At 67.7% G+C, this 12745-nt stretch carries 11 protein-coding genes and 2 pseudogenes; 3 read left to right on the top strand and 10 right to left on the bottom strand.

Annotated elements, in window-relative coordinates; all coding sequences use genetic code 11:
* Positions 1-29: 29 nt before the first annotated feature.
* Positions 30-956 (bottom strand): dihydrodipicolinate synthase family protein, encoded by a 927-nt coding sequence (locus OXG33_06045; protein ID MCY4113487.1) that lies wholly within the window; start codon positions 954-956, stop codon positions 30-32.
* A gap of 122 nt (positions 957-1078) precedes the next feature.
* On the opposite strand from OXG33_06045, the gene OXG33_06040 reads away from it, so the two are divergent.
* Positions 1079-2023 carry an aldo/keto reductase gene (locus OXG33_06040; protein MCY4113486.1) on the top strand — a complete coding sequence of 315 codons (945 nt, stop codon included), beginning with the start codon at positions 1079-1081 and terminating at the stop codon, positions 2021-2023.
* On the opposite strand, the gene OXG33_06035 is transcribed toward OXG33_06040, so the two are convergent.
* From OXG33_06035 to OXG33_05995, 9 genes and pseudogenes are all read right to left on the bottom strand, one after another.
* Entirely contained in the window at positions 2020-2793 is a 774-nt protein-coding gene (locus tag OXG33_06035; GenBank protein MCY4113485.1) for an SDR family NAD(P)-dependent oxidoreductase, read from the bottom strand. The two genes, OXG33_06040 and OXG33_06035, sit on opposite strands and share 4 nt — an antisense overlap.
* A 120-nt stretch (positions 2794-2913) precedes the next feature.
* Positions 2914-3783 (bottom strand): metallophosphoesterase family protein, encoded by an 870-nt coding sequence (locus tag OXG33_06030; protein ID MCY4113484.1) that lies wholly within the window; start codon positions 3781-3783, stop codon positions 2914-2916.
* A gap of 51 nt (positions 3784-3834) precedes the next feature.
* Positions 3835-4845, bottom strand: coding sequence for an acetyl-CoA carboxylase carboxyltransferase subunit alpha (locus tag OXG33_06025; GenBank protein MCY4113483.1), 1011 nt, complete (start codon positions 4843-4845; stop codon positions 3835-3837).
* Positions 4846-4857: 12 nt separating this feature from the next.
* Positions 4858-5745 carry an acetyl-CoA carboxylase carboxyltransferase subunit beta gene (locus OXG33_06020; protein ID MCY4113482.1) on the bottom strand — a complete coding sequence of 296 codons (888 nt, stop codon included), beginning with the start codon at positions 5743-5745 and terminating at the stop codon, positions 4858-4860.
* 97 nt (positions 5746-5842) lie between these two features.
* Entirely contained in the window at positions 5843-6334 is a 492-nt protein-coding gene (locus tag OXG33_06015) for a phosphoribosyltransferase family protein (protein ID MCY4113481.1), read from the bottom strand.
* A gap of 274 nt (positions 6335-6608) precedes the next feature.
* On the bottom strand, positions 6609-6938 hold the full coding sequence (locus OXG33_06010; GenBank protein ID MCY4113480.1) for a hypothetical protein: 330 nt from the start codon (positions 6936-6938) through the stop codon (positions 6609-6611).
* 21 nt (positions 6939-6959) lie between these two features.
* A pseudogene (locus OXG33_06005) lies at positions 6960-7478 on the bottom strand (AAA family ATPase).
* Positions 7479-7772: 294 nt separating this feature from the next.
* A pseudogene (locus OXG33_06000) lies at positions 7773-9113 on the bottom strand (ATP-dependent Clp protease ATP-binding subunit).
* Between the two features lie 4 nt (positions 9114-9117).
* Positions 9118-9321, bottom strand: coding sequence for a hypothetical protein (locus tag OXG33_05995; GenBank protein ID MCY4113479.1), 204 nt, complete (start codon positions 9319-9321; stop codon positions 9118-9120).
* Positions 9322-9724: 403 nt separating this feature from the next.
* Between OXG33_05995 and moaC the strand changes: the two genes are divergently transcribed.
* Positions 9725-10237 carry a cyclic pyranopterin monophosphate synthase MoaC gene (gene moaC, locus OXG33_05990; protein MCY4113478.1) on the top strand — a complete coding sequence of 171 codons (513 nt, stop codon included), beginning with the start codon at positions 9725-9727 and terminating at the stop codon, positions 10235-10237.
* A complete protein-coding gene (gene gyrA, locus OXG33_05985) occupies positions 10238-12694 on the top strand; it encodes a DNA gyrase subunit A (protein ID MCY4113477.1) in 2457 nt (818 codons plus the stop codon).
* The last annotated feature ends 51 nt before the right edge of the window (positions 12695-12745 follow it).

Below are 12745 nucleotides of genomic sequence, written 5' to 3'. Positions count from 1 at the left end.
AATGACGGAGACGTACCGGCGAGGTCTCCCTACGCCGGGACGGCGGTCGGCGCGAACTCGGGCAAATAGGACTTGAGCGATTCAAAGGCTGCGGCGATTTGGGCGTCGTCGAGTGAAGTCTTCGGCGGCGCCACCCACCGCTCCATGACGCCGACGCGGCTCAGCAGTCCCTTGGCAACGGCGTGGCCGAACCCCGGCCGGGACTGAAAGATCTCCAGGAATTCGTTGGTGCGGTTCTGTGCGGCCGCCGCAGCCTCGAGGTCGCCGACGCGCCAGGCCTCGTAGATTTCCAGGTTCAGCTGCGGCGCAACGTTTGGCGTCATGCCGGTGGTGGCCGCCGCGCCGGAAATGAGGGCGTGCAGGAACGTCACGTCACCGCCCACGATCACTCGGAATTCGGGACCACCGCGGGTGGCGGCCAGATAGCTCATTACATTCGATACGGAGCCCGAGCTGTCCTTGGTGCCCTGCACGCCGACGTCGCGCAGCCGGGGCAGCGTTGCCGGATCGGCCGGCACACCGGTCATGCGCGGGATGTTGTAGAGCAGCACGGGAACGGGGGACTCGCGCACGACGCCGTCGAAATAGCCCACCAGCTCGTCCTGCGTCATTTCAAAGTAGAACGGCGGATTGACGAGCACGCCGTCGGCGCCAAAGTCGCCGGCCGCGCGAAGCTGCTCATGGGTCCGTCTCACGTTTGGCTGGCCGCACGCCACGATGACCGGGACGTCGCCAGTGACCTCGTCAACGGCCGCTCGAATGACCACCTCGCGATCCGCGTCGTCGATGGAGGCAAACTCGCCGGTCGTCCCCAGCACCACGATCCCGTGGCAGCCGGCATCGACGACGCGCCGGATCAGGCGCCGCAGCGCGGCCTCGTCCGCGGTGAAGTCGGCGTGGAGCGGCGTCAGCAGCGCCGGAATCACCCCGTGAATACGGGACTGAAACGTCGTCATCGAGGAGTCCAAGCGGTGGTGCAGGCTGGCGGCGGCTGATTATAGGCGTCGTCTGCGCACGGGCGCTCCGAGAGTGGCATCATCGCCGCCGCAGGGTGGTGACCAGCAAGGAGTTGAGCCCGATGGAGTACGTGAACATGGGCCGTTCGGGGCTCAAGGTGTCCCGGATCGCGCTGGGATGCGGATTCCGCGGCATGACGGACCAGGACCTGATGGAGCGCATCATCCGGCACGCGATCGACAAAGGCGTCAACTTCATTGACTGCGCCAACACCTACGTGGGCGGAATCGGCGAGCAGGTCCTCGGGCGTGTGCTGCCGGGACAGCGCGACGAGCTGGTCATCACCACCAAGGTGACGTCGATCGTGGGAGAAGGGCCGAACGACATCGGCAGCTCGCGGTACCACATCTTGCGTGAGATCGACCGCAGCCTGCGCCGGCTCCAGACCGACCACGTGGACATCTACATCGTCCACTGGCGGGATCAAACCACGCCCCTAGAGGAGACGGTGCGAGCCATGACGGATGTCGTGGCCAGCGGCAAGACCCGCTATTGGGGCGTCTCCAGCTATCAGGCATGGGAGGCGTGCCAGGCGCTCTGGATGGCCGATCGGGCGGTCGCGCCCGGCTTCATCACCACGCAAAACCAGTACAGCCTGCTGTGTCGTGATCCCGAGCAAGAGCTGTTCCCGTTCTGCAGGGAGTTCGGCATCGGGGTGATGGCCTTCTCGCCGCTGGCCGTGGGCGTGCTCAGTGGCGACCTGCAACGGGCGCAGCCGGCCCCTGCGGGCACGCTGTGGGAGCGACAACCGCCATACGAGATGGAATCAGTTCTCACCGACCGGGCGCAGCGGGTCATCGACGCACTGCGCGAGATTGGCGCCGCCCACGGTCGCCACCCAACCGCGGTGGCCATTCGTTGGGTGATCTCGCGTCCCGAGGTGGCGACGGCCATCGCCGGACCGGACACCACCGAGCAGCTCGACGCATACCTCGACGCCGCCGCCTGGGAACTGACGGCGGAGGAGGTCGCGCGGCTCGATGAGGCGTCGGACCCCGCGGGCTAGATATTCGAGCGGGACTGCCCGCCGTCTACGTTGATGCAGGCGCCGGTGACGAGACTGGCCTGTTCCGAGGCGAGGAACGCCACCACCGCGGCCACTTCCTCGGGACGGCCAAATCGTCCCATGGGCATGTCGCGCTCGACGAACGCCGCGATTCCCTCCGGATCGCGGCGCTGGCGCCGCTCCCAGCCGCCGCCCGGAAACACGATCGATCCCGGCGCCACGGCATTGACCGTGATGCCGAATGGCGCCAACTCGCGCGCCATCGACGTCGCCAGGCTGTTCATCGCCGACTTCGCGGCGTTGTAGGCGGGAGGGCCGCCACCCTCGCGCCCGTAGACGGACGTGATGTGCACGATGCGGCCCCAGCCGGCAGCCTTCATGAGCGGCACCGCCGCGCGACTGGCTCGAACGGCGGCGCTCAGGTTGACGTCGAACGTCGCGGACCACTGGTCGTCGGTGCCCGTCGCAAAGTCGCTGTCGCCCATCGAGCCGCCGACGTTGTTGACCAATACGCTGATGCCGCCGAGCTCGGCCACCGTGCGCCCGACGGCCTGCGCCGGCGCCGCGGCGTCGCGCATGTCCAGCGAGAGCGAGTGTGCGCGAACCCCAAGCGCCGAGATCTCGGCAGCCGTGCGGCGCAGGTCATCCCCGCCGCGCGCGACGATGGCCACGTCGCAGCCTTCGGCCGCGAGCCCGTGAGCGATCGCCCGGCCAATGCCGCGGCTCCCACCGGTGACGAGCGCGACGCGGTCATTAAGGCCAAGGTCCATCAGTGACTCCTGTTTCTCCGCGGCGCTCGGTGAACCACGCACCCGGCGACCGATCGTGCAAGACCGCCGGACGGGCGTCCACAAGGGGCGCCCCTAAGGGGCCGGAGTACAACGTCAAGCCTACCGGGCGGGCTCAGCCACGCGAACCAGCGTCAGCCGCGGTAGTTCCGCCGGCGCATTCACTCGCATGGGAATTCCGACCGTGCCGACCCCACGAGTGATATACACGAGCCGGCCGTCGATGTGCATCAGCCCGCTGGCCCTGGGAAGCGGCGAGCGCGTACTGGTCATCGGGGCAGACATGAGCGGGGGCACAATTTGCCCGCCGTGGGTATGCCCGCACACCACGAGGTCCACCCGCGCTTCCCCGAGGCGCGGTACGGCGTCGGGATTGTGCGTCAGCAAAAGGGTGAAGGCGTCCTCGTCGACACCATCAAAGGCACGCGCCGCGTCGTCGCCCCGATGGGTCGCGTCACCGATGCCAACAATGGCCAACTCCGCGCCGCCAATCCGGTGGCGCGCGTGCGCGTTGTCGAGCACCGTGACGCCCTGCGCCTGACACGCCTGCCGTATGAATCCCAGCGGCTGGGTGCGATAGCCGATCCACGCCGGGTCGGTCGCCGCACGGGATACGAACAGGTCGTGATTCCCCCAGACCGCATAGGCGCCGTGCACGGGCTCAATCGCCGCCAGCGCCTCGGCCACGAACGGCGCGGCGTCAACCCGGTCGCTGAGGTCGCCGCAGGCGAACAGGAAATCCGGGCGGGTACCGGCGAGCCGGCGCAAGGCATTCAAGCTGGGCGTGCGCGGCGAGCGCACATGAAGGTCGGACACTACTTGGATCGTCAGCCCGTCGAGCGCCCGCGGCAGCCGCGCAAGCGGCACGGCTACCGGCGCCGCCACCGCGTCGGACGCTTGCGCGACCGAGCGAGCCACCAGCCCGAGGGCACTGAGTCCGGCCAGCACGGCCGTCCGACGGACGTTTAGCACGGCAACTCAATACGCGGGCGCCGTCCGGGCCGTCGGCAACGCGTCGAAGGGCTATAGGCCGTGACGGTTCTCCGGCACGACGCCTGCACCGTCGACCACCGCATCGTCCGGCGTCGACTCCACGTGGGCGCTCATCGCGCGAAACTTGGCGTACCGCTCAGCGACCAGGTCGGCGGGCGCGATGGCCTGAAGCTCATCCAGCGCGTCGACGAGCACCGCCTTGAGATTCTCGGCAGTGGCGTCGTAGTCGCGGTGGGCGCCGCCGGGCGGTTCGGGGACGATGCGGTCGATGAGATCCGCCGCGTAGAGCACATCCGAGGTCAGTCCAAGGGCTTCGGCGGCGCGCTCCGCGAACTTCGAGTCCCGCCAAATGATCGCGGCCGCGGCCTCCGGCGAGGCCACGGAGTAGATGGCGTGTTCCAGCATCAAGATGCGATCGCCAACGCCCATCGCCAGGGCGCCGCCGCTGCCGCCTTCGCCAATGACCGCGACGATGATGGGCGTCTCCAGACGCGCCATAACGGCCATGCTCTCGGCGATGGCCCACGACTGGCCACGCTCCTCATCCTCCAACGCCGGCCCGGCCCCTGGCGTGTCGAGCAAGGTGATGACCGGGAGACCAAACCGCGCGGCCAGCTTGAATAGCCGGATGGCCTTGCGATAGCCCTCGGGGTGGGCCATGCCAAAGTTTCGCTCGACATTCTGGCGAGTGTCACGACCCTTCTGATGACCGACCACCACGACCCGCCGCTCGTGCAGCGAACCCACGCCGCCAACGACGGCCATGTCGTCGCCGTGGCGCCGATCGCCGTGCAACTCGACGAAGCCGTCGATCATGCGCTCGATGAAGTCAAGCGTGTGGGGCCGATCGCGATGGCGGGCCAGCTGTACCCGCTGCCAGGGCGTCAGTCGAGAAAACACGTCGGCGGTACGCGCCTCAAGCTCGAGCTGCATCAGCTCAAGCTGCCGCAGCACGTCCGACGCGGAATCCACATCGCTCTCCGCTTCAAGCTCCGCGATGCGGCTCCGCAACTCGTCGAGGTCGCGCTCGAAGTCCAGCATGGCCGGCGCTCGCTAGCCCAGCCGCGTGCGGGCCGCGTCAACAACCTCGGCGGGCAGAGACGCCTGGGCGGGCGCCAACAGCTCGATGAGTCGGCCGATCGTGCGGCGCTGGTCGCGCCGAGGAACGACCGCGTCGAGCATGCCACGCCGAAGCACCCACTCGGCGGTGTGGTCGTCGGCCTGCGCCCGGCGGCTCAGCGTCCCTTGCACGACGCGCGAGCCCGCGAAGCGAATCGTGGCGCCCGGCTCGCCAATGATGATGTCGGCAACTGCCGCGAAGCTGGCCGTCACGCCGGCCAGGGTGGGATCTGCCATGAGTGCGATATAGGGCACCCCGGCAGCGGCAAGACGCGCGGCGGCGGCGGTTGTCTTTGCCATCTGCATCAAGGCAAAGACACCTTCGTCCTGCCGGGCGCCGCCGGACGAGGTCACCATCACCAGCGGAATGCGCCGTTCCTGAGCAAGCTCGAAGAGCCGGGCGATGCGCTCACCGGCGGCCCCGCCCATGCTGCCGGCGATGAAGCCGAATTCCATGACTCCCACCGCCACCTCGTGGCCCTGGATGTGCCCCACGCCGCACACGACGGCCTCGGAGCGCCCGGTGGAAGCCTGGGCTTTGGCCACGCGGTCTGGGTAGCGCCCGCTTGGCCTGGAGAAGTTGAGCGGATCGGACGTCAGCACATCCGCCGCCAATTCCCGGAAGCCCTCGGCGTCGTCCAAGAGGAGATCAAGCCTCTGGCCGACCGTCAGGCGGTCGTGGTAGTTGCAGCGGGTGCACACGTGCAGCCCCGCCTCGAACTCCGGACGGTAATGCATGGCGCCGCACTTGCGGCACGTGACCCAGAGATCGGCTGGGACGCCACCGCGCCGACGGCCGGCAAGGAGGTCACGCACAGGCATCACACAGTCTGAAACGCGGGTCGCGGCAAAGAGTTATGGCCGCACGCCCCCCGGAGTTAGACCGCGGAGTATATCAACAGGGTGTGGATAGATGGCTTCATGGCGCGAGCGGGCGATCCGGCGGCGGTCGCGCCGCCACCACCGCCCCAACCCAGGTCGCGCCGCGACGTCGCAGCGCTCGGGCCGCGGCATCGAGCGTTGCTCCGGTTGCCGCCACATCGTCGACGAGCAGCACACGGGCGCCGCTCAGGTTGTGCAGGCAGGTGAACGCGCCAATCACGTTTCGCCAGCGGGCTTCCCGCACCAGCGAGGTCTGGGGAACCGTATCGCGGTGGCGGATTAGATGCTGGTCCAGCACCGGCACCGCCAGCATTTCGGTCAATTGAGCCGCGATGAGCGCGCTTTGGTTGAAGCCGCGCTCACGTTCTCGCGCGGGACCCAGCGGAATCGGAACGAGCGCATCGATATCCGGCGGGCTGGACAGCGCCTCCGCCGCGACCCGTGCCAGCGCCCCGGCGAGGTATCGCTTGTTGCGAAACTTGAGGCGCAGAATCGCATCGCGCACGGGCGTCTCGTACGGATAGCGCACGAACACCTGGTCGATTCGCCGTTGCTGGTGACGGCATGCGGCGCACTGGTCACCGTGTTCCAGCCTCCGATTGCACTGGCGGCAGCAGGGACGCGGTAGGGGTTCGAGCTGAGAAAGGCAAACGTCGCAAATGCCGTCGCCAAGCGCTCCGCACCCGGCGCAGACGGGCGGGAAGATGATGTCCGCAAGCCCGCGCCCGAGAGCCCGGGCCATCTCGCCAACTGGCTTCAGCTTCGAGGCGCCTGACCCGCCCCGGACGCGCCGCCGGTCTGGGTCACCCCTGCGGCGCGGGCGCCGCCTCGGCGTCGGCCCGCTGGATCTGGACGACGGCGGGCTCGCCGTCGACAACGCGCAGCTCGAATTCCCTCTCGGCGCCGTCGCCGTCAACGACGTGCTCGGTCAGCGGCTCGTCAACGTAGCGGCTCACGAGTTGTCGCACCGGGCGCGCGCCCTGGTTCCGGTCGGCAGCTACGCGCACCACGTAGTCCAAGGCCTCGGACGTGACGTGCAACTCAAGCCCGACCGCCCGCGCTCGGATGATTGCCGCCGATAGGAGCCGTCGCGCGATCTCGCGCAGCTCGGATTCACCGAGATCGTGAAATATCAGCAGCCGGTCGATGCGGTTGAGAAACTCCGCCGGGAGATGGCGCCGCGCATGCTCGCGCATGCGTGACTCAAACGCCGCGCGCTCACCGGCCTGCTGCGTCGGCCCTGAGCCGAAGCCAATCTTCGGCCCGCGCGACTCCTCCACGCCAAGGTTCGATGTCATCACGATGATGGTGTTGCGAAAGTCGACCGTACGCCCGTTCGCGTCGGTGAGGACACCGTCCTCCATGATCTGCAACATCATGTGCAGCGTCCGGGGATGCGCTTTCTCCACGTCGTCGAACAGCACGACGGAGAAGGGATTGCGGCGCACGGACTCGGTGAGCTCGCCTGCCTGATCGTGCCCCACGTATCCGGGCGGCGACCCGACGAGACGGGACACCGCATGCCACTCGCCAAACTCGCTCATGTCCACGCGCACGAGTTTGTGCTCGTCGCCGCTCACGAATTCAGCCGCGGCCTTGGCCGTCTCGGTCTTGCCGACGCCGGTGGGGCCGATCATGAGAAACGAGCCGATGGGACGGCGCTCATCACGCATGCCCGCCACCGCGCGACGCAGCGAGCGGCCGAGCTCGTTGAGCGCCTCGTCCTGCCCCACGACACGCTTCTGGAGCATCGACTCGATGGCCAGGAAGCGCTCGGCTTCGGCCTCGATGAGGGTAGGCGTGGGGACGCCGCTCCAGCGCGACACGACGCCGGCGATTTCGTGGATACCGATGATGGGAGTATTGGCACGCGCCTCGGCCTCCCAGGCACGGCGTTCGTCGCGCAGTTCTTCGCGCAGCTGCGCCTCTGCCGCCGCCAGCTCAAGGACTTGCTCGGGCTGCCCATCGACGCCCAGGTCAGCCCGTGTCGACGCCAAGTCGTCCAGGCGCCGTTCAAGTTGCCGCAGGCGCTCGGGGGCGGTGAGGCGGGCCACCTTGGCCTTGGCGGCCGCTTCATCAATCAGGTCGATGGCCTTGTCGGGAAGTTGACGTTCGGTCAGGTAGCGCCGCGACATGCTCACGGAAGCCTCCAGAGCTTCGTCGCTGATCTGCACGCCGTGGTATTGCTCATAGACAGGTCGCAGGCCCTCCACGATGGCGACCGCCGCCTCGTCATCAGGCTCGCCGACATCGACGGGCTGGAGCCGCCGGGTCAAGCTCTTGTCGTTGGCGATATGGCGGCGGTATTCGCGCCAGGTGGTTGCGCCGATGAGCCGCAGCTCGCCGCGCGCGAGATGGCTCTTGAGCATGTTGGCCGCATCGAGCGAACCCGCGGCGCCGCCCGCGCCGACGACGGTGTGCACTTCGTCGATGAAGAGGATGACGTTGGGATCGCCGCGAGCCTCGGCAATCACGCCCTGCACGCGTTCCTCGAACTCACCGCGATACTTGGTGCCGGCAATGGTCGCGGCCAAATCGAGCGCCACAATGCGGCCCTTGCGCAGGTCGGGCGGCACGTCGCCTTCCCGAATACGGTGCGCCAGTCCTTCGACGATGGCCGTCTTGCCGACTCCCGCATCGCCCACCAACACTGGATTGTTCTTGGTGCGTCGCACCAGGATTTCGATCATGCGGTCCATCTCGGCCCGTCGACCGACAACCGGATCGAGATCACCGCTCGCGGCAGCGCGCGTGACGTCGTGGCCATACTCGGCCAACAGGCTCTTGGCCCGGCGGCGCCCGCGGCGACTGGCTCGCCGCCCGCCGCCTCCCACGCGACCGGGACGATAGGACGCCTCGATGCGTCGGCGAATCGAGCGAAAGTCGACGCCGGCCTGGCGCAGGCTCTCGCCGGCCAACCGGCCGTGGTGAGCCAGCACGCCCAAGAGCAGATGTTCGGTGCCAATGAACCGCACGCCCGTGCGTTCGGCTTCCAGCGCGGCGGCGCGAAGCGCATTGCGGCCGCCGGGACCCAGCGGTCGCCGGCCGGGATCCTGGTCGTCCCCGGGACCCAAGGCCTCCACCACCGCCTCGCGCAGCTTGAGCACGTCGACCTGCGCTTCACGCAAGATGCGCGCCGCCGCGGTCTGCGGCGAGGCGAGAATCGCCAGCAGCAGGTGATTGGCGCCCACGGCCGAGTGCCCGAGGTTGGTCGCCTCGAGCTCCGCCTGGGCGAGAATCCGACGGCCCTTGGTCGTCAGGCGCCGCAGGTACTCAACAGGTTCGTATTCGTCTCGGGTTGATTCCACGCCGCTAGCTCGTGAATGGCTGGGAGATGGTCTCCAACAGGCTGTCGAGACCCTCCCCAATGCTATCGCCCAGGGTCGTCATTACCAGAACCAGCACGACTACGAATGCCACGGCGACCAGCGCGTAGCCGACAACGCCCTGTCCGCTCTGGCCGACAATGGACCCGCCCTGTGGGCGATCGGTCTGGTCGTTTGTGTCGTCGTGCATGTGCGCCATCGCCTGAGTCCCACGCGGATGCTAGGTAGCGCGCCGTCGGCGTGTCAACGCGGGCCTGCCGACCACACGCGTTCCCGAGCCGCCCGCTAGGACCGCCCGCGTCGCGGCGGGGCGTACGACCCTCGGGCCGCCGGCAGCGGTGAGCATCCGGCTTTCCGAGTTACGCCATGCGGACCTGGGAAGGTGACCCGCACCGCCTACGGGGGCGTTTGCAGCAACAAAATCCCGACAATTCATGGGCTCGCCGCCAGGCCGCCAATCGTCGCCTCCGGCTCTCGTGCGCGGCGCCGCCGCCAAGCGCCGGGCGATGCCGATTTCCGCGGCCAACCTGATAGAATTGGTCCCGGGAGAATTCGGCCGGTTCATCGCGTCCAAGGGAGTCCACCAAGCACGCATGGGGCTGACGCACTTCGACGGTGCCGGGGCTCCGCGCATGGTGGATGTCGGCGCAAAACCAGAGACCGACCGCGTGGCGGTGGCGGCGGCGCGAATCGAGATGCAGCCCGAAACGCTGGCCATGATTCGCGCGCAGTTGGACGGCCGCGAGTCGTCGTTGCCAAAGGGCGATGTCGTGGGCGTGGCGCGGGTGGCCGGGATCATGGCGGCCAAGCGCACGCCGGACCTCATTCCGCTGTGCCACCCGCTGCCGCTGAGCGGCATTGACCTGGCCATCGATCCCGCGGAGGACCCGCCGGGGCTGGCCATCGAAGCCACGGTGCGCACCACTGCCCGCACGGGCGTGGAGATGGAGGCCTTGACCGCCGTCACCGTCGCCGCGCTGACGGTCTACGACATGTGCAAAGCCGTCGACCGCGCGATGACCGTGCGCGACGTGCGCCTCATACAAAAGTCCGGTGGCGCGAGCGGCGACTTTCAGGCCGCCGAGCAGCCGGTGAGGGAGAGCTAAGTGACCGACGACCGCCTCATGCCCATCGAGCTCGCCGAGGAGATGGAAGCCTCGTACATCGACTACGCCATGAGCACCATCATGGCGCGCGCCATTCCCGACGTGCGCGACGGGCTCAAGCCGGTGCAACGCCGGCTCCTCTATTCGATGGACGAGCTAGGGGCGGCGCCCAACGCGGGATTTCGCAAGGCGGCGCGCGTGGTGGGCGACACGATGGGGAAATATCACCCCCACGGCGACGGCGCGCTGTACGACACGCTGGTGCGCATGGCGCAGCCGTTTTCGCTGCGCTACCCGCTCGTGGACGGCCAAGGCAACTTCGGCTCGGTGGACGGCGATCCGGCTGCCGCCATGCGGTACACCGAGACCCGGCTGACGGCGGTGTCGGCCGAGATGCTGGACGAAATCGATCGCGACACAGTGAACTTCGTCGAGAATTTTGACGGGACGGCCGAAATGCCGGAAGTCCTGCCGGCCGTGGTGCCCAATCTGTTGCTGAACGGCTCGACGGGCATTGCCGTCGGGATGGCCACGAGCATCCCGCCGCACAACCTGCGCGAGGTGGGCCGGGCGATCCAGCACCTGCTCGACGAACCAGACACGAGCCGCGACGACCTGATGAAGTTCGTGAAGGGACCGGATTTCCCAACGGCGGCGATCATCGTCGGCGCCGAGGACATCCAGGACACCTATCGGCAGGGCCGGGGTCGCGTGGTGGTGCGGGCCCGGGTCACGATCGAAGAGGTCCGCGGCGAGCGCATGGCCTTGGTCGTCACCGAGCTGCCCTACATGGTCAACAAGGCCACGCTGATCGAGCGGATCGCGGGCCTGGTGCGCAACAGCACCATCGAGGGAATCTCGGACATCCGCGACGAGTCCGACCGCCACGGCATGCGTGCGGTGATCGAGTTGAAGCGTGACGCCCGGCCCTCGGCCGTGCTCAACCAGCTCTACAAGCACACGTCGCTGCAATCCACCTTCAGCATCAACATGCTGGCCCTGGTCGACGGTCGGCCCGAGCAGCTGACGCTCAAGCGCATGATCGAGCTATTCATCGAGCACCGGAAGGATGTGATCCGCCGGCGGACGGAATTCGATCTCAAAAAGGCTCGCGTCCGGGAGCACCTGCTCGAGGGCTACGTCATCGCGCTGGACAACATCGACGACGTAATCGAGTGCATTCGCGCCGCCGCCGACACGGAATCCGCACGAAACGAGCTCATGCGTCGATTCGAACTTTCCGAGACGCAGGCCAACGCGATTCTCGACATGCAGCTGCGCCGGTTGGTGCGACTGGAGCGGCAGCGCATCCTTGATGAGCTTGAGGCCGTGCGGGCCGAGATCGCCGACCTGGAGGACATCCTGGCCGACGCCAACCGTGTGCGGGAGATCATTCGGACCGAAACCCGCGAGGTGGTGGATCGCTTCGGCGACGAGCGCCGCACCGAGATCCTGGCCGGCGCGAGCGGCGATTTCTCGGACGCCGACCTGGTGGCCGACGAGGATTGCCTGGTTACGCTGTCGTCCAATGGTTATGTCAAGCGAGTGCAAGCGACCGCCTACCGCCGCCAGGGCCGCGGCGGTCGCGGAATCATCGGCTTCCGCAGCAAGGCGGGCGGGATCGTCGAGCACTTCCTAATCACCAACTCGCACGACTACCTGCTGTTCTTCACCAACCGCGGCAAGGTCTACCGGCTGCGGACTTATGAAATTCCCCAGCACGGCCGCGACGCGCAGGGCATCAACGTGATCAACCTGCTGCCCATCGAGCAGGGCGAAACGGCCACGGCCGTCCTGGCCATTCCAAACTTCGAGGCGGGCGAGGACCTGGTGTTCGGAACACGCCGCGGCAAGGTCAAGCGCAGCCCGCTTACCCAGTTCGTCACCGTACGCAGTAACGGCCTGCTGGCCATGAGAGTAGATCCCGACGACGAGCTGGCCTGGGTGCGCCTGGCCACCGAAGAAGACAGCGTGATGTTCTTCACGCGGCAGGGGATGGCTATTCGATTTCGTCTCGAAGCTGTGCGCGCCAGCGGCCGCACGAGCGGCGGGGTGCGCGCCATCAGGCTCGCTAAGGACGATGAGATCGCAGCCATGGACTTGGCGCGCCAGGACGCCTACGTGCTGCTGGTTACCCGCAACGGCTACGGCAAAAAGACTCGTGTGTCGGAGTTCCGACTTCTCTTGCACCGTCCTCAAGGCCCTGGCGGACGAGGCCTGCGCGCGATAGGCCTCAACGAGAAGACTGGCCCCGTTGCGGACGCTCGCACGTTGCTCAGCCCGGACGAGGAGATCGTACTGGTTTCGTCCGACGGGCAGGTGATTCGCTGCAGCCTAAAGGGAGTGCGGCCGCTCAGCCGTACCGCCGCGGGCGTGATCGTGATGCGCATGAAGGACGACGTGGAGCTGCTGCACGTGGCTCGGCTGGCGGACGGCCGCGACGGAGATTCCGACTAACCGATCGGGTCGCCCTCGGACCGTCCCGCTGGCTACGTCCGCGAATTCGCT

This window comes from Chloroflexota bacterium, from assembly GCA_026708035.1.
Classification (GTDB): domain Bacteria; phylum Chloroflexota; class UBA11872; order UBA11872; family UBA11872; genus JAJECS01.
Note: the sequence above shows the minus strand (reverse complement) of the source record. Positions and strands in the feature narration are given on the sequence as shown.